Origin of the sequence: Halorientalis regularis (genome assembly GCF_023698535.1) — an archaeon.
Lineage (GTDB): Archaea > Halobacteriota > Halobacteria > Halobacteriales > Haloarculaceae > Halorientalis > Halorientalis regularis.
Map to the genome: position 1 here is coordinate 163,205 of NZ_JALJCL010000001.1, position 18,883 is coordinate 182,087.

General features: G+C 67.7%; 26 protein-coding genes and 1 pseudogene. 16 read left to right on the forward strand and 11 right to left on the reverse strand.

The window, feature by feature from the left end; genetic code table 11:
* The first annotated feature begins 59 nt into the window (after window positions 1-59).
* The 5 genes from cyoE to MU521_RS00875 are packed head-to-tail and all read left to right on the forward strand — an operon-like array spanning window position 60 to window position 4,244.
* Window positions 60-1,493 carry a heme o synthase gene (gene cyoE / locus MU521_RS00855; protein ID WP_245681124.1) on the forward strand — a complete coding sequence of 478 codons (1,434 nt, stop codon included), beginning with the start codon at window positions 60-62 and terminating at the stop codon, window positions 1,491-1,493.
* Window positions 1,490-2,176 carry a DUF7546 family protein gene (locus MU521_RS00860; protein WP_092686985.1) on the forward strand — a complete coding sequence of 229 codons (687 nt, stop codon included), beginning with the start codon at window positions 1,490-1,492 and terminating at the stop codon, window positions 2,174-2,176. Before cyoE ends, MU521_RS00860 begins: the two co-directional genes overlap by 4 nt.
* A gap of 38 nt (window positions 2,177-2,214) precedes the next feature.
* The gene (locus MU521_RS00865; protein ID WP_092686982.1) at window positions 2,215-2,445 is read left to right on the forward strand and encodes an Rdx family protein; all 231 of its coding nucleotides are present in this window, start codon (window positions 2,215-2,217) and stop codon (window positions 2,443-2,445) included.
* A gap of 48 nt (window positions 2,446-2,493) precedes the next feature.
* A complete protein-coding gene (locus MU521_RS00870; RefSeq protein ID WP_092686979.1) occupies window positions 2,494-3,474 on the forward strand; it encodes an ABC transporter ATP-binding protein in 981 nt (326 codons plus the stop codon).
* On the forward strand, window positions 3,471-4,244 hold the full coding sequence (locus MU521_RS00875) for an ABC transporter permease (protein WP_092686976.1): 774 nt from the start codon (window positions 3,471-3,473) through the stop codon (window positions 4,242-4,244). Before MU521_RS00870 ends, MU521_RS00875 begins: the two co-directional genes overlap by 4 nt.
* A 22-nt stretch (window positions 4,245-4,266) precedes the next feature.
* Here MU521_RS00875 and MU521_RS00880 read toward each other — a convergent pair whose 3' ends face one another.
* Genes MU521_RS00880 through MU521_RS00890 form a run of 3 tightly spaced genes read right to left on the reverse strand, consistent with a single transcriptional unit; the run spans window position 4,267 to window position 5,852 of the window.
* A complete protein-coding gene (locus tag MU521_RS00880; protein WP_092686973.1) occupies window positions 4,267-4,620 on the reverse strand; it encodes a DUF7522 family protein in 354 nt (117 codons plus the stop codon).
* Between the two features lie 56 nt (window positions 4,621-4,676).
* Window positions 4,677-5,336 carry a DUF420 domain-containing protein gene (locus MU521_RS00885; RefSeq protein WP_092686970.1) on the reverse strand — a complete coding sequence of 220 codons (660 nt, stop codon included), beginning with the start codon at window positions 5,334-5,336 and terminating at the stop codon, window positions 4,677-4,679.
* Between the two features lie 45 nt (window positions 5,337-5,381).
* The gene (locus MU521_RS00890) at window positions 5,382-5,852 is read right to left on the reverse strand and encodes a DUF3592 domain-containing protein (RefSeq protein WP_092686967.1); all 471 of its coding nucleotides are present in this window, start codon (window positions 5,850-5,852) and stop codon (window positions 5,382-5,384) included.
* 120 nt (window positions 5,853-5,972) lie between these two features.
* Between MU521_RS00890 and MU521_RS00895 the strand changes: the two genes are divergently transcribed.
* The 8 genes from MU521_RS00895 (at window position 5,973) to MU521_RS00930 (ending at window position 13,270) form a co-directional block, all read left to right on the forward strand.
* Entirely contained in the window at window positions 5,973-6,392 is a 420-nt protein-coding gene (locus MU521_RS00895; RefSeq protein WP_092686964.1) for a cobalamin B12-binding domain-containing protein, read from the forward strand.
* 76 nt (window positions 6,393-6,468) lie between these two features.
* Window positions 6,469-7,515 carry a methylmalonyl Co-A mutase-associated GTPase MeaB gene (meaB, locus tag MU521_RS00900; protein WP_092686961.1) on the forward strand — a complete coding sequence of 349 codons (1,047 nt, stop codon included), beginning with the start codon at window positions 6,469-6,471 and terminating at the stop codon, window positions 7,513-7,515.
* 135 nt (window positions 7,516-7,650) lie between these two features.
* Complete coding sequence (locus MU521_RS00905; protein WP_092686958.1) at window positions 7,651-8,271, forward strand: nitrous oxide reductase accessory protein NosL; 621 nt, start codon at window positions 7,651-7,653, stop codon at window positions 8,269-8,271.
* Window positions 8,271-10,166, forward strand: a complete 1,896-nt coding sequence (locus MU521_RS00910) for a NosD domain-containing protein (RefSeq protein ID WP_092686955.1) — start codon at window positions 8,271-8,273, stop codon at window positions 10,164-10,166. The genes MU521_RS00905 and MU521_RS00910 overlap by 1 nt, the downstream gene beginning before the upstream one ends.
* Window positions 10,163-11,014 carry an ABC transporter ATP-binding protein gene (locus MU521_RS00915; protein ID WP_092686952.1) on the forward strand — a complete coding sequence of 284 codons (852 nt, stop codon included), beginning with the start codon at window positions 10,163-10,165 and terminating at the stop codon, window positions 11,012-11,014. Before MU521_RS00910 ends, MU521_RS00915 begins: the two co-directional genes overlap by 4 nt.
* Entirely contained in the window at window positions 11,011-11,820 is an 810-nt protein-coding gene (locus MU521_RS00920; RefSeq protein WP_092686949.1) for an ABC transporter permease subunit, read from the forward strand. Before MU521_RS00915 ends, MU521_RS00920 begins: the two co-directional genes overlap by 4 nt.
* Before the next feature lie 60 nt (window positions 11,821-11,880).
* Entirely contained in the window at window positions 11,881-12,870 is a 990-nt protein-coding gene (locus MU521_RS00925) for an alpha/beta fold hydrolase (RefSeq protein ID WP_092686947.1), read from the forward strand.
* 1 nt (window position 12,871) lies between these two features.
* A complete protein-coding gene (locus MU521_RS00930) occupies window positions 12,872-13,270 on the forward strand; it encodes a hypothetical protein (protein ID WP_092686944.1) in 399 nt (132 codons plus the stop codon).
* On the opposite strand, the gene MU521_RS00935 is transcribed toward MU521_RS00930, so the two are convergent.
* The 5 genes from MU521_RS00935 to MU521_RS00955 all read right to left on the reverse strand — a co-directional run bounded on the left by MU521_RS00935 (window position 13,267) and on the right by MU521_RS00955 (window position 15,946).
* Entirely contained in the window at window positions 13,267-13,653 is a 387-nt protein-coding gene (locus tag MU521_RS00935) for a Zn-ribbon domain-containing OB-fold protein (RefSeq protein ID WP_092686941.1), read from the reverse strand. The two genes, MU521_RS00930 and MU521_RS00935, sit on opposite strands and share 4 nt — an antisense overlap.
* Window positions 13,650-14,819, reverse strand: a complete 1,170-nt coding sequence (locus MU521_RS00940) for a thiolase C-terminal domain-containing protein (protein ID WP_092686938.1) — start codon at window positions 14,817-14,819, stop codon at window positions 13,650-13,652. Before MU521_RS00940 ends, MU521_RS00935 begins: the two co-directional genes overlap by 4 nt.
* Before the next feature lie 112 nt (window positions 14,820-14,931).
* The gene (locus MU521_RS00945; RefSeq protein ID WP_092686935.1) at window positions 14,932-15,150 is read right to left on the reverse strand and encodes a hypothetical protein; all 219 of its coding nucleotides are present in this window, start codon (window positions 15,148-15,150) and stop codon (window positions 14,932-14,934) included.
* 99 nt (window positions 15,151-15,249) lie between these two features.
* Window positions 15,250-15,480, reverse strand: coding sequence for a hypothetical protein (locus tag MU521_RS00950; RefSeq protein ID WP_092686932.1), 231 nt, complete (start codon window positions 15,478-15,480; stop codon window positions 15,250-15,252).
* The gene (locus MU521_RS00955) at window positions 15,473-15,946 is read right to left on the reverse strand and encodes a hypothetical protein (RefSeq protein WP_250864783.1); all 474 of its coding nucleotides are present in this window, start codon (window positions 15,944-15,946) and stop codon (window positions 15,473-15,475) included. The genes MU521_RS00950 and MU521_RS00955 overlap by 8 nt, the downstream gene beginning before the upstream one ends.
* A 276-nt stretch (window positions 15,947-16,222) precedes the next feature.
* Between MU521_RS00955 and MU521_RS21570 the strand changes: the two are divergent.
* Window positions 16,223-16,750: pseudogene (locus MU521_RS21570) on the forward strand (transposase); the annotation flags it as partial.
* A 329-nt stretch (window positions 16,751-17,079) separates the two neighbouring features.
* Window positions 17,080-17,265, forward strand: a complete 186-nt coding sequence (locus MU521_RS21780) for a helix-turn-helix domain-containing protein (protein ID WP_432613030.1) — start codon at window positions 17,080-17,082, stop codon at window positions 17,263-17,265.
* A gap of 1 nt (window position 17,266) precedes the next feature.
* Here MU521_RS21780 and MU521_RS00965 read toward each other — a convergent pair whose 3' ends face one another.
* On the reverse strand, window positions 17,267-17,548 hold the full coding sequence (locus MU521_RS00965) for a DUF7111 family protein (protein WP_092686929.1): 282 nt from the start codon (window positions 17,546-17,548) through the stop codon (window positions 17,267-17,269).
* 123 nt (window positions 17,549-17,671) lie between these two features.
* Window positions 17,672-17,998 (reverse strand): hypothetical protein, encoded by a 327-nt coding sequence (locus tag MU521_RS00970; RefSeq protein ID WP_092686926.1) that lies wholly within the window; start codon window positions 17,996-17,998, stop codon window positions 17,672-17,674.
* 188 nt (window positions 17,999-18,186) lie between these two features.
* Between MU521_RS00970 and MU521_RS00975 the strand changes: the two genes are divergently transcribed.
* Window positions 18,187-18,465, forward strand: coding sequence for a PadR family transcriptional regulator (locus MU521_RS00975; protein ID WP_092686923.1), 279 nt, complete (start codon window positions 18,187-18,189; stop codon window positions 18,463-18,465).
* A 1-nt stretch (window position 18,466) separates the two neighbouring features.
* Here MU521_RS00975 and MU521_RS00980 read toward each other — a convergent pair whose 3' ends face one another.
* The gene (locus MU521_RS00980) at window positions 18,467-18,802 is read right to left on the reverse strand and encodes a hypothetical protein (protein ID WP_092686920.1); all 336 of its coding nucleotides are present in this window, start codon (window positions 18,800-18,802) and stop codon (window positions 18,467-18,469) included.
* Window positions 18,803-18,883: the final 81 nt, after the last annotated feature.

Sequence of the window (18,883 nt, forward strand, 5' to 3'; positions counted from 1 at the left end):
GAGTCGCCTGACTGACCGAAAGCGCGGGTCATAAGTACGCCCACTCCAATGATCTAGTAGTGAGAGGTACAGCCGTGATCGAACGCTATTCTCGTCCCCGTTTCGCGACGCTGCTGGCCGGATCGGCAGTCGGTGTGTACCTGCTCGTCGTCGCCGGCGCGACGGCGGCCATCGCGGACGCCGCGAGCGCCTGCTCGGCGTGGCCGGTCTGTTCGAGCCCGCCGTCGCTCGCCGAACCCGAACTGCTCGTCGCCTGGGGACATCGCCTGGCCGCGGCACTCGTCGGCGGGCTGGTGCTCGCCACCGCAGTGATCGGCCTGCGGCGGTCGACCGTCTCGCGTCGCGTGAAGGCCGCGCTCGCGTTCGCGCTCGTCCTCTTTCCGGTGCAGGTGGCACTGGGCGCACAGGTCGCGACGACCGGTGCCGCGAATCCGTTCCCGGCCGCCCACCTGCTCACCGGAATGGGCATCTTCGCCGGGTTGACGCTCGCACTCGCGTGGGACCTCGAACCCCGCGACACCGACGCGTCGGCGGCCGATCCCGACCCGGAGCCGACGCCGGCTGCGGACCCGGCGACCGAACCCGGGGACCAGCCACCACTTCCGGATAGTTCGTTCGCGCGTGCAATCCACGTCGTCGAGGCGTACTTCCGGCTGATGAAGCCACGCCTGATGTGGCTGCTCTGTCTCGTGGCGTCGGCCGGGATGGCGCTGGCCGCCGGTGCCGCCGGGACGGACCTGACGGTCCGAACCATCGTGTTGACGCTGGGCGGCGGCGTCCTCGCGATTGGGGCGAGCGGAACGTTCAACCACGTCCTCGAACGCGACCGGGACAAGAAGATGGACCGGACCAGCGACCGGCCGGTGGCGACCCACCAATTGCCGGTCGGAAACGCCGTCGCGTTCGGCCTGGCGCTGGCGGCCGCTTCCGTCGCCGTCTTCCTGCAGGTGAACCTGCTCGCGGCCGCGCTGGGCCTATCGGCCATCCTGTTCTACAGCGTGATCTACACGCTCGTCCTCAAACCCAACACCGTCCAGAACACGGTCATCGGCGGGGCGGCCGGGGCCCTGCCGGCCCTGATCGGCTCGGCCGCCGTGACGGGGACCATCGGTCTGCCGGGGCTGATGCTGGCCGGTGTCATCTTCGTCTGGACGCCGGCGCACTTCTACAACCTCGCGCTCGCGTACAAGGACGACTACGAGCGCGGCGGCTTCCCGATGATGCCGGTCGTCCGCGGCGAGGCCACCACCCGCAAACACATCCTGCTGTGGCTGGGGACGACGCTACTGGCCGCGGCGGGGCTGGCGGCCCTGACGAACCTCGGCTGGGTGTACGCCGTCACGACCACCGCGCTCGGCGCGGTGTTCCTGTGGGCGGTCGTCCGCCTCCACCGCGAACGGGACGAGTCAGCGGCGTTCCGCGCGTTCCACGCCTCGAACGCATACCTCGGTACGCTCCTGCTCGCAATCGTCGTCGACGCACTCGTCGTATGACCACCGACGCTACGATCACCGACCGACTCGCGGGGCTGAGACCGACCCGGGAGGACCTGCTGATCGCACTGCTGGTCGTCAACTCCGAAATCCTCCTGCTGGGCGTCTACTGGCTCGTCAGCCCGAGCGAGTTGACGAGCATCTGGGCGGTCCGCTACTGGCTCTACCCGTTCGTCTGGATCAACGTCGGACTGTGGGCCATCTTCCGGACGACGCCAGCGCCGGCTCCCAGCCGTGACCGCTGGCTCGCCGGCATCGTCGCTGTCGGCTACTTCGTCGTCCTGGCGTACTTCGGTGGGATCGTCGGCCCCGCCAGTAGCATGGCCGGGCGGAGCCTCCGGGTTACGGTGCTGGCACTACCACCGGGCTGGGCCCCGACGCTCATCTACAACGGGACCTACCTCTCCGCGGCGCTGTTTCCGTTCAAAGTCGTCGGCTACGTCGCGCTGGCCTATCTCGTGTACGCGACGGTGCTGGACGCCGCGGGGTCGGCGGTGACGGGCCTGCTCGGACTGCTCTCCTGTGTGAGCTGTAGCTGGCCGATTCTCGCCTCGCTCGCGGCGGGCCTCCTCGGAAGCGGGAGCGCCCTCGCCGGCGCGGTGTACGCCCAGTCCTACGGGCTCTCGACGCTCGTGTTCGTGGTGACGGTTGGCCTGCTGTACTGGCGGCCGTTCGGACGGTGATGGACGGGTTTTTCCGCATCACTCGCCACCTTCGTGGTATGCCAGAAGTCGAAATCGAGTACTGCGTCCCCTGTGGCTTCCTCGACCGCGCCGAGAACGTCCAGCACGTCCTGCTGACGACCTTCGGCGAGCGACTGGACGCGGTGACGCTCCGAACCGGCGCGAACGGTGTATTTCGCGTGACCGTCGACGGCGAGCGGGTCTACGACAAGCAAGAGGACGCCTTCGACGTGGACGAGATCGTCCGGCGGGTTCGCGAACACGTCTGACAGCACCGAACCGACGGGCTTAGGGCGGTACCGGACCGCCATCCGACAATGACAGCAGCCGTCGTCGCCGAGGACGTTCGTCGGGTCTACGGCGACACGACCGCACTCGAGGGGGTTTCGCTCACCGTGGACGAAGGGGACGTGTTCGCGTTGATCGGGCCCAACGGCGCGGGAAAGACCACACTCGTCCGGGCGTTGCTCGGCACGACCGACGCCGAGGGCGACGTGACGGTGTTCGGAACGGACCCCAGAGCGGTCGAGCGGGCGCGGCTGGGATCGCTCCCGCAGTCGTTCGAGCCGCCCGCGCGGCTGACCGCCCGTGAATTGCTCGACTACTACGGCGGACTCTACGACGAGGCCCGGCCGGTCTCGGACGTGCTGGACGACGTTGGCCTGCGCGACGACGCCGACACCTGGTACGAGAACCTCTCGGGCGGCCAGCAGCGCCGGGTCTGTGTCGGGACCGCGCTGGTCAACGACCCCGATCTGCTCGTGCTCGACGAACCGACGACGGGCATCGACCCCGCGGGCCGGCGGGCGCTCTGGCGACTCATCGAAGACCTCGCCGCGGGCGGGACGACTGTCTTCCTGACGACCCACTACATGGCCGAGGCCGAGCGGCTGGCCGACGAAGTGGGCCTGCTGGCCGACGGGAAACTGGTCGCCCGGGACTCGCCCACGGCGTTGATCGCCGACCACGGTGGGGAGAGCCGGCTGGCGATCGACACCGACGCCGACCCCGCGATCACCGCCGACCTGGACTACCCCGCGGAACTCGCGGACGGCAAATTGACCGTCTACGACGTGCCGCCGGAGGAGATCGGCGCGGTCGTCGCCGCCCTCGATTCGGCCGGCGCGACCTGCGACTCGATCAACTGGACCGAACCCGACCTCGAAGACGTGTATCTCGATCTGACGGGGCAGGCGGTCACGGCGAGCGGCGAGACGGTCAGCCGCGGGGAGACGCCGCTGGCAGACGGCGGGCGGCAGGACGGTGACGGCAGTGAGACTGGCGGTGATCGGCCATGACGGCAGTCGGCCGGATCGGTGCAGCCACCGTCGCGGCCGGGAAGTCGTTCCTGCGCCGGCGGACGGCCGTGTTCTTCACTTTCTTTTTTCCGGTCATAATCATCCTGATCTTCGGGGCGCTGGTCCAGACCGGCGGCGGTGGGACGGGGCTGTTCACCGAACCGGCGGCGTACTACGTGCCCGGCTATCTGGCCGTTGTCGTCCTGTTCACCCCGCTCTCGCGGGTGGGGAGCGAGGTCGCGCGTCACCGCGAGGGCAACCAGTTCGAGAAACTGGCGACGACGCCGCTCTCGCGGTCGGAGTGGCTGCTCGCCCAGACGCTGGTCAACGTCGTCGTCATCGGCCTCGCGGGACTGCTCTTGCTCGGCCTGATCGTCGTCGTCACCGGCGCGGACATCTCGTTCTCACCACTCCTGATCCCGTTCGTCTTCCTCGGCGTCGCGCTGTTCTGTGGCGGGGGTGCGCTGATCGGCAGTTTCGCCGGCTCACAGGACGGCGTCATCGCCGCGAGCAACGGCATCGCACTCCCCTTGCTCTTTCTCTCGGAGACGTTCGTCCCGCCGTCGATGCTCCCCGAGTGGTTCCGGCCCGCCATCCTACTGTCACCATTGACCTACTTCTCGCGTGGCGTGCGGGCGGCGACCTACGGTCCCGGGATCGAACCGCTGGCCGGGTTGCCGACGGGGTGGCCGTTCTACCTGGGCGTGCTGGCCGGGCTGACGCTGGTCTTTTTCGCCGGCGGTGCCGCGGCACTCCCGCGGACGGATTGAGACGGTCCGGCCGGCCAGCGATTCACATGTCCGCGTTTTTCGCGACCTCGAACACGTCTGCGATCGGGGCTGTCTCGTCCCAGTCGTACGAGACGACGACGGCCTCGTGACGGGTGGACGGGAACTGGAAGACGACGATATCCTCGAAGAAGTACATCTCACCGTGGTACTCGCCGCCGTCGATGGTCTGGCGGAGGTTACTGGCCGAGATTCGGTTTCCCATGTGCTCGCGGTACGTCGCCTCGAAATCCGACTCGGAATACGTGTCTGCCACGTCGTCCCTGACGTACAACAGATCCCACGAGACTTCCGAGAGTGCGAAGACGAGACGTAGGTTCGCGTCCACATCCTGAAACGCCCGAACGAGTTCGTCCATGCTATAGAACATTGACGGACAGATACATCAAATTGTCTCCAGATTCGGCCCCGGAATCACTCGCGGTCGAAGATCGGACGGGCAGCCGAGGAGGGCCGCGTGGAGAGCAGCAACAGGAGCAGACCGGCGCTGTGGCCCCGTGGCGTCCAGCCGTAGACGTGGTTCAGGAGGATGTAGGTCACGATGCCGAGCGCGAGCGAGAGGCCCCACGCGGCGACGGCGACCCGGCCGACCCTGGCGTGTATCGTATCCCGCAACTCGGCGGGCGAGTGCGTCAACCCGAGGACGACCGCGTGGAGGACGACTGGCACGGCCAGCGCCGACAGCAGGATGTGGATCGCGAGCATGACGATGTAGGCGATCCAGACCGCGCCCTGGGCGTCGATGGCCTTCTCGAATCCACCGCCGACTTTCAGGAGGTAGAGGACGAGGAAGAACATGATGAGGGTGAAGGCCGTCAGCATCGCCGCGCGGTGTTTCCGGACCTGGTCGTTCCGGATGAAGTAGACGCCGGCGACGATGGCGGTGAGTGCGAGCGTGTTCACGACGGCGATGGCATCACCCAGGAAGATGACCGTCCCCCGACTGAACTCCGGGAGCGGGAGGAAACCGCCGAACGCGCCGATCACGAGGGCGTATCCGATGATCGAGAGGATCGTCGTGACGGCGCGCGGGTGCGCCTTCGGCCAGCGCTGGAGGTCGTCTGCGACTGCCATATCCGGTCGTGAGGACGCCTCGGGCATCAGTCCGTCGGAACCCGCTCACTCGCCGGTCGAGCGCAGGCCCGAGACGGTCAGTTTCCCGCCGCCGACGAGAAGCGGTGCGCCGATCAGGATGCCGACGGCGTACCCGCCGAGGCTGACGATCCGCTCGCCGAGTGGCTGACGCTCCAGAAACGCCCGATCAGGGTCGTCTAAATCGACGAACATCGTGACGGTCTCGCCGGATTCGTACCCCGATATCCGATCCCGGGCTTTCGCTTCGGTGTACGGTGGGTAGGTGGACCCGGGGTAGAAGTTGTCGCTCCGGTATGTCTCGCCGTCGATCTCGTACTCGTAGACGACGACTGGCCGGTACTCCTCGTCGTCGTCGAACTCCTCGATCCCGGTTTCGACCACGGTCGCCTGCACTCTGTCGTGCCCCGACGCCCCGGTGACGGCCGGGACGATTCCGCCCACGCTGGCCGCCAGCATGGCGAACCCCAGAATCGCCAGTGCGATGCCACCCTTCACCGGACCCCCTCAGACATGTCAGTTCGAAATGCATTTCGACACATCAGTATTCCGTTCGCGACCGACGTGGACCGTTCCGTAACGGCAAGAGTGAAAGTGACCAACGTGTTACGAGGTGGCATGAGCGAAGCGCAGGAACAGCGGACGATCCGGTGTCTCGTCGGAAAGGTCGGGCTGGACGGTCACGACCGGGGCGCTCACGTCATCGCGCGGGCGTTCCGCGACGCCGGCTTCGAGGTTATCTACTCGGGCCTGCACAAAGCCCCAGACGAAATCGTTCAGGCGACGGTCCAGGAGGACGTGGACGTGCTGGGCCTCTCGATTCTCTCGGGCGCGCACAGCACACTCATCCCGAAGATAATGGATGGACTCGAGGAGTACGGGGCGAAAGAGGACACGCTGATCCTCGTCGGCGGGATCATCCCCGAGGAGGACCGCGACGAACTGCTCGATCTCGGTGTCGCGCACATCTTCGGCCCCGGAGCGTCCATGGACGAGATCGTCGAGTTCGTCCAGGAGAACGTGCCCGAGCGACGATGAGTTCCGTCAGACGTTCCGAGCCATGGGCACGGACTGCGACTGACGACGTCACGGTCGATCCACGGGGTGGTCTCCCGTGACTTCGCTCGTCGACAACTTACTCGACGGCGACCACCGTGCGCTGGCCCGCACGATCACCAAGATCGAGGACCGCGCGCCGGGCTACCGCGATCTGGTCTCGCAACTCCACGAGCACACCGGCCACGCCGACGTGATCGGCATCACCGGCAGTCCCGGCGCGGGCAAGTCGACACTGGTCGACAAGATGGCCGAGGAGTACCGCAACCGCGGGCTCACCGTTGGCGTGATCGCCATCGACCCGTCCTCGCCCTTCACCGGCGGCGCGGTGCTGGGCGACCGCATCCGGATGGCCTCGAATACGGGCGACATGGACGTGTTCTTCCGCTCGATGTCTGCCCGGGGGACGCTGGGCGGACTCTCGACGGCCACCACGGACGCGGTCAAGGCGCTGGACGCTTTCGGGAAGGACAAGATCATCATCGAGACCGTCGGGGCCGGGCAGAACGAGATCGACATCGTCCGGACGGCCGACACCGTCGCCGTGCTGGTCCCGCCGGCCAGCGGCGACGACGTGCAGATGCTCAAGGCCGGCATCCTCGAAATAGCCGACCTGTTCGTCGTCAACAAGGCCGATCTGGACGGGGCCAACAGGACGGTCCAGGAACTCCGGGAGATGATCGAGATGCGCCGGGACGAACTCGCCGTCGCCACGGGCCACCACGGAACGGTCGAGAAGACTCGCGACGAGGACGCGACGGGTGACGCGACCGACGAGGACGGACCCTCCTGGTCGCCGTCCATCGTCGAGACGGTGGCCAAGCGCGGCGACGGCCTGGACGAACTCCTCTCGGTGCTGGACGACCACCGCGAGTACCTGGTCGAGTCGGGCCAACTGGAGGTCAAGGCCCGGAACCGGTACGCCGCGGAGATCAGGCGGCTCCTGCGGGAAGACACCGCCGACCTCCTGGCCGAGGAGATCGAGGAACGCGGTGGGCTCGATCAGTTCGTCGACCGCGTCCTCGACCGCGAGACCGACCCCTACGCGGTCGCCGACGAACTCCTGGAGCCTATCGAGGAGTGCGTGGAAGAAAAGAGAGAGTGACCGTATTCTCACACTCCGGGAACCGTCGGCGGACTTTAGTCCCACCTACTTGTAACGATGTAACAAGACCATCCCGGCCACCGGACAGCGTATTCGGCAACGATATGGCTGTCCGTCGGGGTCAGGTGATACCACATGTGTGATAAGCACGCACACTCCAAGCGTTCGAACCGGCACGATCTGTGCCGCCGACGGACGGTCCTCGGCAGCCTGGGTGCGGTCGGTGTGGCCGCGCTCGCGGGCTGCTCGGAGCAACAGAACTCGGGGAACGGGACGGCGGACGTGCCCGCGGCGGTGACCTTGACGGAGGGTGACACCTGCGACGTGTGTGGCATGAACATCGTGAACCACCCGGGACCGTCGGCGGAGGTCTTCTACCCCGACCACCAGCCGTCTGGCCACGAGAACCCCGCGCGGTTCGACAGCACCTGGGAGGCGTTCCAGTACGACTTCGAGCGGGATGACCGGGGCTGGGAGCGGTCGGTGATGTACGTCACCGACTACTCGGCGGTGGAGTACGATCTGTTCGAGTTCAGGGACACCACTGGCATCTCGACACACCCGAAGGCGTCGGCGTTCGCGCCGGCCAGCGACGTGACCTTCGTCGCCAACTCCGAGGTCGTCGGCGCGATGGGCAGGGACCTGATCGGATTCGGTGACGGGGGTGACGCCTCGTCGTTCCGGGACGAGCATGGCGGGAAGCTCGTCACGGTCGACGAGGTGACCCCACAGCTGATCGCGCAACTCGGCCGATAATGGACGTCAAGTACGTCCTCGCCGGACTCGCGTTCGTCGTCCTCCTGACGGCGACGGGGTTCACGGTCGATCCCCACGGCGAGCGCGAGGTCGAGCCGGTATCGTTCGACTCGACGCTCACCATGGGGATGACCGGCGTGGACATCGAGGAAGCCGAGGAGCGAAACCTCTCGATCCCGAAGGCCGAGGTGTTCTTCTCCCAGTACGAGTACGTCGTCGGCTACTACGGCATCGAAGCCGTCGCGACCCACCTCCGCGGCCCCCGGACGACCGAACAGTTCGGCGAACCGGTCGGCGTCCTCGTGACCGATTACGCCGGGACCGACCCAGCACTGAACGAGAACGGCTTTCTAATCGAACGGAACAGCCTCGGCGGGGGCTGGGTGTCGGCCCGCGAAGCGTCGTTCGTCGTCGACAGCCCCGCCAAAACTCCGGGCGGACCCACGGTCGTCCCGTTCGGCGAGCGATCGGCCGCAGAGTCGTTCGCCGACCGGTACGGCGGGCGGGTCGTCGACTGGGCGGCGATCCAGTCCGGGAGCGCCGACCGAACCCCGCCGGAGACCCGGATGGAGCGGATCACGACGAACCGGAGCCAGTGGGCCGACCGGCAGGTGACGGCGACCGCTCGACTCCGGGACCGTCCCGTGTCGGTCGTCGTGGGCGAGGACGCGCCGACGCTGGCCGCGGCCATCGACCGCGCCCCCGCTAACACGACCGTCCGGCTCCCGCCAGGCACCTACGAGGGCAACGTCACGGTCGACAAACCCCTGACGCTGGTCGGTGCGGGGCCGGAGACACACGTTCGAGGCGACCGCGATGGGACCGTACTCTCGGTCACGGCCGAGCAGGTGGCCGTCACCGACCTGCGGATCAGCGACGTCGGGTCGACCGGCGCGCGGTCGTTCGGCGATACGTCGGGCGGCGACTGGGACCAGTTCGTCCGCCTGGCCTACGGCCGCGGCGACTCGGCGATTCGGTTCGTCAACGGCACCGGCTCGCTCGTGGCGAACGTCCGCATCGAGACGCGCGCCAACGGCGTCCTCGTGCGCGGCGGGCGGGGACTCGTCGTCCGTGACTCTCGCATCGAGGGCCCGCCGGAGTGGGAGGACGGCTTCATGGGCGTGCTGGCGATGTTCGACCCCGTCGTGGTCCAGAACGTCACGTTCGAGGGCGGCCGCGACGGCGTCTACACCCACCGGGCGAACGGTATCGTGGTCCGAGACTCCCGGATGACCGGCCTCCGGTTCGGCGTCCACGAGATGTACACGTCGGGCGCGCTGATCCGGAACAACACGGTCCGCCGGGCCTCGACCGGCGTGATCGTGATGACTCGGCCGCGGGGGAACGTCCTCCGAGGCAACGACGTGCGGGCGAGTGAGGCGGGGCTGATCGTCGCCGGGAGCGCCTCCTTCGTCGCCGAGAACGTCGTCGCAAACAACGAGGTCGGACTCGGCATGGCGGCCGCGCGGTCCTACGTCGCCCACAACGTCGTCGTCGACAACGGAATCGGCATCAGGGCGGACCTCCTCCTGCCCTCGCTGACGGTCACCGAGAACGACGTGGTGGGCAACGACCAGCAGGCCGAGGCCGACATGGGCCCGGTCCGGATCTGGACGGCCGACGGCCGCGGAAACTACTGGGGACGGCTCCCGGGCACCGACGCCGACGGTGACGGAACGCTGGACGAATCCTACCGGCCCACCGGACCCGTCGACGCCGCGCTCCTCACGGCCGAAGGGAGTCTCGCCCTCCGGGAGTCACCCGCGGTAACGCTGTTGCGGTCCGTCCGGGACCGTCTGCCGGGGCTCCGATCCAGCGGCGTCGTCGACACTGCACCGCTGACCGAACCGACGCGACCGGACGCGCTCGCGCGAGTGAACGGGAGCCAACCATGACCGACGAATCAGCCGACACCACGACCGACGGGACAGCCCAGACGGCGACAACCGACGACGGGGCGAACGACACCAGAGCGACGGAGACGGCCGACACAGCGGCGCCGGGAGAGACGGACGCCGCCGATCCGGCGCTCGTCGTCGAGGATCTGACGGTGGCCTTCGGGGACCTGATCGCGGTCGACGACGTGTCGTTCGCCGTCGCACCGGACACCGTGACCTGCCTCGTCGGCCCGAACGGGAGCGGCAAGACCACGTTGATCCGCGCAATCGCGGACCTGGTGGGGACCGATCACGGCTCCGTCGAGCGCCCCGAGAGCGCGACCCGGCCGGTCGGCTACCTGCCGCAGGCACCGGCGTTCCGGCCGCAGTTCACGGTCGCCGAGACCCTGCAGTTCTACGCCGACCTCACCGGCGAGGCGGTCGACGTGGACGCGACCGTCGAGCGCGTGGGACTGGGCGGCGTCCCCGACCGGCGAGTCGACGCGCTCTCCGGCGGGATGACGCGATTACTCGGCATCGCGCAGGCGACGGTCGGTGACCCGCCGCTGGTCCTGCTCGACGAACCGTCGAGCGGGCTCGACCCGATGATGACCCGGCACGTCTCGGACGTGATCACCGACCTCGCCGCGGGCGCAGCGGTACTGGTGACGAGCCACGACCTCTCGGCCGTCGAGCGAATCGCCGATCAGGTCCTCGTACTGGATCGGGGCCGGATCGTCGCGGCCGACAGCCCGGCGGGGCTGATGGCGTCGACGGACACCGACGACCTGGCGTCGGCCATGAGCGAACTGGTCGCCATCGAGTCCGGCCAGGTCGCGACCCGCGGCGAGGGGGTGGACGGATGAGTCGCGCCCGAACCGCGCTGGTCGTCGCCCAGCGGGAGTTCACCACGCTCCTCCGGACGCCGACGATCCTCGTCCTCGCGCTCGGGTTCGTGGTCGTCGTCGCCGGGTTCGTCGTCGCCGCGGGGACCGGGGGCTACCTCCCGTTGATCCTCGATCTCGTCGCGCCGATGGAGATTCTGGTACCCCTGCTCGCGTTCGCCTTCGGCTATCGGGCGATCCAGTCGGACGCGGATCGGGGGGAGCTGGAGACGATCCAGACCTACCCGGTGAGACGTCTCTCGTTCGTCGGTGGCGTCTTCCTCGGGCGACTGGCCGGGCTCTTGCCCGTCGTGCTGGTCTCGCTGGGGCTGTCGGCCGCCGCAGTCGTGTTCGCGCCTGGCGACGCCGTCTCCGTCGTCGTCAGGCACGGCACCGTCGACGCGCCCGTCCTCTTCCTGCGGTTCGCGACGCTCACCGTCCTGTTCACGGCGGTCGCGTTGGCCGTGGCGGTGGCCGTCTCGGCGGCCGCCCGGTCGGCCCGCGAGGCGCTGGCGATCGCCGTCGTCCTCGTGATCGCGCTCGTGCTGGGGTTCGACGCCACGATCGTCGCGGCGCTGTCGGGCGGGCTGATCGGCCCCGACGCGCTCGGGACGCTGACGGCGCTCAGCCCGAACAGCGCCTACCGCGGGCTCGTCTACACGCTCGCTGTCGGGGACGTGTATACCCGGAGCGCGCCGACACCATCGCTGGTCGCGGGCGTGGCCGGGTTGACCCTCTGGTTCGTCGGCGCGCTGGTTGTGGCCGTCGTCCGTGTCTGGCGCGGGTAACTCGGCGTGATCGCCACCTGCCCCATCACGTATAAACGCCTGTCGCCCCTTGATTCCCGTATGAAGCTCCGCAACGTCGCACTGGGGGCGCTGGGTACCGCCGGACTGATCGGCGCGGCCAATCGACTGCTCGGCCGGCGCGCGGACGACCTCGACTCGCCGCTGGACGGCGAGACCGGGACGTACCGCTGGCGCGGGTTCGACGTGGCCTACGCCGAAGCCGGCGACCCCGATGACCCCGACATCTGCCTGTTCCACGGGATCAACGCCTCCGGCTCCAGCCACGAGTTCCGCGGTATCTTCGACGCCCTCGCGGAAGAGTACCACGTGATCGCACCCGACCTCCCCGGCTTCGGGCGCTCGGATCGCCCCCCGCTGCTGTACTCCGGATCGCTGTACACCACGTTCGTCGGGGACTTCCTCGACGACATGACCGAGGACGCGACCGTGATCGCCACCTCGCTGGCCGGCGCGTACACCGCCGTCGCGGCCGCGGACGCCGACATCGAGGAGCTGATCCTTGTCTGCCCGGACGCGACCACCTTCGAGGGGCAGCGACCGCTGGTCCGGTCGCTCGTCCGCACGCCGCTGCTCGGGACCGCACTCTACAACATCGCGACCTGCAAGCCCGCGATCCGCTACTTCAACGCCGATCACGGCTACCACGACGAGGCCAACGTCACCGACGAACTGGTCGACTACCAGTGGGCGACGGCCCACCAGCCCGGCGCGCGCTTCGCCCCCGCCTCCTTCTTCGGCGGCTTCCTCGACCTCGACGCCGACCTCGGGGACGTGCTGGCCGACCTCGACGTGCCCGTGACGCTCGTGTGGGGCCGCCAGGCCACCGTCTCACCGCTCGACGACGGCGAGACACTCGCGAAGCGTGCGAACGCCCGCCTGCTCGTGTTCGACGAGTCCGACGTGCAACCACACGTCGAACACGCCGATCAGTTCGTCCGCCGGGTCGTCCGCGACGAGGAGCCCGGCGGTGCGACCAGCATCGAGATCGAAGTGCCCGGCGAGGGCGACCCCGTCGAGACAGAGGAGTAGCATGCGGACCGGTCCCCGTGCCGTCCTCGCCGCGGTCGTCGGTCTCCTGGCGGGCGGCGGTGGCTACTGGCTCGCGGGCGACGCCCTCGTGGCCGTCCACGTGCTGGTCGTCTACGCGATCCTGACGTGGCTGTTCGTCGGGCACCGCACCGCGATCCCGAAAGGCGAGTCGTGGGCGACGAACCGCTGGAACGGGCTGTTCGTGGTAATTCTCACGCTGGGGACGATGCCGTATATTAACAATCGGCTCGGCGTGACGGTGCGAGAAGGCGCGGCCCTGGCGATTCTGGCGTACGGGATCGCCGCCGCCTCGTTCTTGGTCGGCGTCGTGATGGTCCGGTCGGCGGTCGCGGAGGGTGAGTCGGACGCCCAGTCCGCGGGTGCCGGGGAACCCAGTTAGCGCGGCTCGAAGACGAGCAGCCGCTCCTCGCGCGTGACGGTCTCGCCGACGCCGATGCCGACGACCTGCCCGGTCTCGACGTCCTCGGGGTCGACACCCCGGACCTGGCCGGTGATCGACACCGGACCGAAGTCGACGACGGCAGTGACGTACGGGGCGTCCTCCTCGAACTGCGGCGTCGGGACGGTGACGACCGTGTAGGTGCTGATCTCGCCGGAGTCGGGAAGCGGTTCCTCCGAGAGGTCCTGCGAGCCACACTGCGGGCAGGCGAGTCGCGGCGGGAGCGAGCCGTGGCCGTTCGCACACTCGACGTAGAAGCCCTCGCCGTCGGCGATGGCGTCGAGCAGGTCGTCGAAGCCCTCGTCGCGCGGTTCGTCACTCATTGCTCTACCTCCTGAAGCACGTGGACGGTCGCACTCGCAACGGTGCCACCCGCGTTGTGGGCGAGGGCGGTCGTCGCACCCTCGACGTCCTCGGCACGGGGGTGACGTTCCTCCAGCAGTTTCGTGATGGAGATGAGCTGGGCGACGCCCGTCGCGCCGACGGGATGGCCCTTGGCCTTCAGCCCGCCGGAGAGATTGACCGGGAGGTCACCCTCGCGGGTAGTTTCGCCCCGGCTCGCGGCCCCGATGGCCTCGCCGGGTTCGTACAGCCCCAGTCCCTCCAGTGCGAGCACTTCGGCGATGGTGAAACAGTCGTGGACCTCCAGGAAATCGACGGAATCGGGACCGATTCCGGCGTCGTCGTAGGCCTCGTCGGCGGCGTCCTCGGTCGCCGGTGTACGCGCGAAGTACTGGCGGTCGTGCAGGGCCATCTTGTCGCCGCCCTGTCCGGTGCCGGTGACCGCGACGCTGGTATCCAGATCGTGGTCGGCGGCGTACTCCTCGCTGACCAGCACGGCGGCGGTCGCGCCGTCGGTGATCGGACAGGAGTCGTACAGTCCGAGCGGGTCGGCGATGGTCGGCGCGTCCAGCGCGTCCTCGGCCGTGATCGCCTGTTGCATCTGGGCGTACTCGTTGGGGAGCGCGTGTTCGTGGTTCTTGACGGCGATCTCGGCGAGGTCTTCCGTCGACCCGCCGTACTCCTCGAAGTAAGCGCGTGCCATCAGCGCGTACGCGCCGGGGAAGGTCATGCCGGCGCGGATCTCGTAGAGGTCGTCGGCGGCGATAGAGAGCGCGTCGGTCGCGGCGGCCGTCCCGATGTTGGTCATTCGCTCGGAGCCACCGACCAGCACCACGTCGGCCTCGCCCGACCGGAGGCGGAACACGGCGTCCCGGATCGCCGCCCCGCTGGACGCGCAGGCGGACTCGTAGCGCGTCGCCGGCACGTCGAGTCCGACGGCTTCGGCCATCAGCGGTGCTTGGTGGCCCTGGTGTTCGGCCAGTTCGCCCATGAAGTTGCCGTAGAAGAGCGCCTCGACGTCGTCGGGGTCGATCCCGGCGTCGTCGAGCGCGGCCAGCCCCGCCTCGGCGAACATCGCACGCCCTGTCCGCTCGGGGTGCTTGCCGAAGTGGGTGAGGCCGACGCCGGCTACGCGTGGGTCAGACATCACAACGGCTTACGAGTCGTTCAGCATTTAGGCTTGCCGGTGTGGCCAGTTTTCGCACACGACCGCCGACAGGAAGGGGCCGAGAGACGGGATGGAAGTGGAGAGGAACCGATCAGTCGAACAGCCCCCCGAACAGGCCGTCGTCCGGGTCAGTGACTTTCTTGCCGGTCCCGAGGGCGGCCTCTGGCACGTCGGCGACCTGCGTGACCATCGGGAACTCCCCGGTCGGGATCGTCGCGACCTCATCGGCAGTCTCGTACTCGATCACCGAGATCTTCGCCTCGTTTTTCACCGAGACGAAGGCGTGGTCGCCGTCAGGGGCGTTCGACACGATGCTAGCGGAAGCCCACCCCTTCAGGGGTGGGTGCAAGCGATAGGCACAGGGCAACAGTCCACCGTCTCGATGCCCGGGCCGTGATTCCCACGCCGACTACCCCTCGTCAACCGGCCACCAGACGACGGCCTGTGCGCCGACCTTCCATCGCTCCACATCTCCACGCTCTTCCAACTCCTGCAACCGCCGCAACACCGTCCGCTTCCCACAATCCAGCTCCTCAGCCAACACCCGAGCGGTCGCCACCGGCCGCTCCACCCCATCAAACGCCGCCAACACCCCCTCACACGTCACTTCGCGCGGCCGCCCCATACCATCCTCAGCCATACCTCCACGTACTCGTCCCGTCACTGTAAACACCAGCCCTTCCGCAGCCCTTATGCTTCAGACGTACATACGACATAACACGACGATGGCGGCCCAAACCGAGGAAGAACGCACGCGCACCAACACCTTCCGACTCGCCCCCGATAGCGAGTGGAAGAAGGTGTGCCTGATCGAACTCCTCGACTCGGCGGCCGCCCTCGTCAACATCGTCACCTACCACCGCCGCCAAGCATACTTCAACCCCGACAAGACGCGGGACGACGTCTGGAACGCCATCACCAAAACCGAGATCCGCAACCGCTTCCGACCCACGATTGGTCGTGCCATCACCGACAAGCTGCTCGACAAGTGCGACGAAACATGGGACGCGTTCTTCACGCAACTCGACGACTACTATGATGGCAACCGGGAGGACAAGCCCAGTCCGCCCGGTTACTGGAAGGAGGACGACCAGCGGGTGTTGCAAACCGTCGTCCGCAACGACGCCTACACGGTGGAGTGGGGTGAGCGGTCGCGGATCGAACTCGCTCTTGGAAGTGAGCTAAAGGAGAAGTACGGCATTCCGTTGAATCAGCGTCTCCGCGTCCCCATCCGCGGCAACCCGCAGTACGAGGGGCACGGTGGTCGGTTGGAACTCGAGTACGACCGCAGCACCGAATCGTTCACGGCACACCAACCAGTCACCTTCCTGCACGATACAACACGGGTCTCGGACTCCAGCGACGAGGAGTGCGTGGCCGCCGTGGACGTCGGTGCCAACAACTTCGTCGCCGTCACCACAACCAACGGCCACCAACGGGTGTTCCACGCTCGCCCCCTCTTCGACCGCTTCCACCACATCACGGAACGCATCGCGGACTTGCAATCCCAACTCCCCGACGATGAACACTCGAGTCGGTTGATCGAGAAGCTGTACGACCGGCGTCGGCGGCAACGCGACCACGCCCAAGACGCACTCGTCCGCCACCTCGCCCGCCTCTTCGAGGAGCGGGGTGTTGGAGAGGTGTACGTCGGCAAACTGGATGATGTGCGCGAGGAACATTGGAGCGCGACGGTGAACGAGAAGACGGACTTGTTCTGGGCGCACGGCCGCTTCCGCCAGCGGATGCACGACGTCCTTGACGGTGAGTGTGGGATCAATGTTGAGGAGGAGTCGGAAGCCGGCACGTCGTCGCGGTGCCCGCGGTGTGGTGAGGAGGAACGTGTTGGACGGAACGGGGACGTGTTCCAGTGCGGTGGATGTGGGTTTGAGGGGCATAGCGATGTGGTGGGAAGCGAGAACTTCCTCCACGGGGTGGTGGATGGCGATGTTGAGTTCGACACCGAAAGGCCGATGGCTCGGCCTGCGGACTCCGGGCAGAACGGCCCCGAGTGGGGACACCGAGGGGTGCCCCGCCTCGAGTGGGACGACCACGAGTGGCGACGCTGTGATCGTTCGACCAAAGAGGAGCCCGCAAACCGGAGTACCCGTCAGGGGAATCTTGCCTTCGGGGTGTCCCGCTCACCGGAATTACCCACGGAGGAATCCCACCCGTTCACGGGTGGGAGGAAGTCAAGATCGACTGGCTGGGCGACTACGAGCCCGGCCACGACGGGCCACTGGCACAGCTCACCGACCGCCAGCGTGAGGCGCTGGAGACGGCCTACGAACTCGGCTTCTACCAGTCGCCACGGGCGACCAGTTACGAGGAGATCGCGGCGGAACTGGACTGCGTGCCCAGCGCCGCCAACGACCTCCTCCGACGGGCCGAGGCGGCGCTGGTCGCCACCGTCCTCGACGGCTGAGTCACATTCCCATGTCGGCCGCGGCGTCGGGCACGGGCAGAATCGAGGGCGCGACCCCGAGCAACTCCGCGGCGTGGTCGAGCGCCATGTCGAACCCGTAGTACCGTTCCAGTTCGTCGCCATCGGCCGTCGGCCGCACCTTCAGCATCGCGTACCCCTCGACGTTCTGGGCGACGGCGGCCGTCGCGCCGTCGCGGTCGAACGCGAGAACGCGCTCGGTGTCGGTCTCGTAGTAGCGTGCGGTGATCCCATCGGCCGTCACCTCGCTCTCTGCGTCTGGCATTACCCCCGCTAGAGCCGTGGGACAGTCGAAGCTGTCGGTTGCGACGCGTACTCACCGGTCACCGAACGACCTGCGGTGTCGGCCCAGACGGGGCCGGACGGAAGGCGCGTCGACGAGTGGTCGTCACAGGACCCGGATCCGGTACCGCTCGGCGGCGGCTTCGTCGGTGACGCGACCCGTCTCGATAGCGGTGTCGAGCAGTTCCGCGACGAACGGTTTCGGTACCTCGACACCGATGAAATCGTCCCCGTCGCGGCCCGTGGTCAGGCGTGCCATCGTCCGGTCGGTGCCGTCGTCGTTATAGATGCTGCCGACGCGGTCGTCCGCGCGAAAGAACCGGAGCGTCACGTCGGTCGGTTCGACCGTGTCGAAGTTCACCTCGAACACTCTGTCGTCACCCTCGATTCGTGCGAGCACCAGACCGTCCTGCTCCGTCACGATTGTCTCCATATCCGGGGTACGGGCTGGAAGGATATAACACCGGGAGCAGTTGCCACAGACCACCCCGGTCGCCCGCCGCTTCCGGGCTAGACACCGCCGATTGCCGGCCGTAAGCGTCGGGTGGGCCATCGTCCACCGTGGGACCGGCGGTGTGGCGTCCCGAAATTCACAAGCCGCTGGCCGACTCCCCTCCCGATATGCGCTGGTTCCAGAGCGGTACCCGGCGGGACATCTGTATCCTCCTCGGCGGGGCCGAGGACGGCGAGTTGCCCGCCCAGAAGCTCAAGACCCGACTCGAACGCCACTACGACGACCGCATCGAACCCCAGCAGTTCTACGGTTCCATCGAGGACCTCGAACGCAAGGGGTTCGTCGAGTCCCGGACGGACGGGCTGAGTGACGTGTACGCCCTGACCGGCGGTGGCGAACGGAGACTCCGGGACCACTACGAGTGGATGCGCGACCGACTCGAATAGCTCACTGCTCGCGGGCCATCGCCGACGGGTCGCGGGGAAGTCGGGTCCGCTCGACGGTCCCGGCGGTCATCACCCAGCGATAGACGTGTGTCTCCGAGTAGACGACGAGTTCCGTCCTGACGGGCGTAGTGTCGAACGCCTCGTCGGGAAGGTGATCCAGTGCGTCGAACCGCTCCCGGGTGACCGCGGGATTCGACGGCGACCCTTCGGTCCGACGGCGGAAGGCGGCGACGAACTGTTCGCCAGACAGCGCCGAGGCCACCCGGTCACGGATCGTCGACTCCGACGTGGTGTCGGGACCTACTGCCTCGGTCGTCGCGGTGGCAGGTTCCTGCATCGTTGTCAGGGGTTGGCACTGCACGGTCCCAAACTGTCGGCTTCGATATGCCACGTTTTAAGTCAGGTATCCCCTCGACCC

Coding starts and splice junctions, on each gene's coding strand:
- MU521_RS00860 (WP_092686985.1), top strand. CDS start 1,490: ATGACCACCGACGCTACGATCACCGACCGACTCGCGGGGCTGAGACCG.
- MU521_RS00865 (WP_092686982.1), top strand. CDS start 2,215: ATGCCAGAAGTCGAAATCGAGTACTGCGTCCCCTGTGGCTTCCTCGAC.
- MU521_RS00870 (WP_092686979.1), top strand. CDS start 2,494: ATGACAGCAGCCGTCGTCGCCGAGGACGTTCGTCGGGTCTACGGCGAC.
- MU521_RS00875 (WP_092686976.1), top strand. CDS start 3,471: ATGACGGCAGTCGGCCGGATCGGTGCAGCCACCGTCGCGGCCGGGAAG.
- MU521_RS00880 (WP_092686973.1), bottom strand. CDS start 4,620: ATGGACGAACTCGTTCGGGCGTTTCAGGATGTGGACGCGAACCTACGT.
- MU521_RS00885 (WP_092686970.1), bottom strand. CDS start 5,336: ATGGCAGTCGCAGACGACCTCCAGCGCTGGCCGAAGGCGCACCCGCGC.
- MU521_RS00895 (WP_092686964.1), top strand. CDS start 5,973: ATGAGCGAAGCGCAGGAACAGCGGACGATCCGGTGTCTCGTCGGAAAG.
- MU521_RS00905 (WP_092686958.1), top strand. CDS start 7,651: ATGTGTGATAAGCACGCACACTCCAAGCGTTCGAACCGGCACGATCTG.
- MU521_RS00910 (WP_092686955.1), top strand. CDS start 8,271: ATGGACGTCAAGTACGTCCTCGCCGGACTCGCGTTCGTCGTCCTCCTG.
- MU521_RS00915 (WP_092686952.1), top strand. CDS start 10,163: ATGACCGACGAATCAGCCGACACCACGACCGACGGGACAGCCCAGACG.
- MU521_RS00920 (WP_092686949.1), top strand. CDS start 11,011: ATGAGTCGCGCCCGAACCGCGCTGGTCGTCGCCCAGCGGGAGTTCACC.
- MU521_RS00925 (WP_092686947.1), top strand. CDS start 11,881: ATGAAGCTCCGCAACGTCGCACTGGGGGCGCTGGGTACCGCCGGACTG.
- MU521_RS00930 (WP_092686944.1), top strand. CDS start 12,872: ATGCGGACCGGTCCCCGTGCCGTCCTCGCCGCGGTCGTCGGTCTCCTG.
- MU521_RS00935 (WP_092686941.1), bottom strand. CDS start 13,653: ATGAGTGACGAACCGCGCGACGAGGGCTTCGACGACCTGCTCGACGCC.
- MU521_RS00940 (WP_092686938.1), bottom strand. CDS start 14,819: ATGTCTGACCCACGCGTAGCCGGCGTCGGCCTCACCCACTTCGGCAAG.
- MU521_RS00950 (WP_092686932.1), bottom strand. CDS start 15,480: ATGGCTGAGGATGGTATGGGGCGGCCGCGCGAAGTGACGTGTGAGGGG.
- MU521_RS00965 (WP_092686929.1), bottom strand. CDS start 17,548: ATGCCAGACGCAGAGAGCGAGGTGACGGCCGATGGGATCACCGCACGC.
- MU521_RS00970 (WP_092686926.1), bottom strand. CDS start 17,998: ATGGAGACAATCGTGACGGAGCAGGACGGTCTGGTGCTCGCACGAATC.
- MU521_RS00975 (WP_092686923.1), top strand. CDS start 18,187: ATGCGCTGGTTCCAGAGCGGTACCCGGCGGGACATCTGTATCCTCCTC.
- MU521_RS00980 (WP_092686920.1), bottom strand. CDS start 18,802: ATGCAGGAACCTGCCACCGCGACGACCGAGGCAGTAGGTCCCGACACC.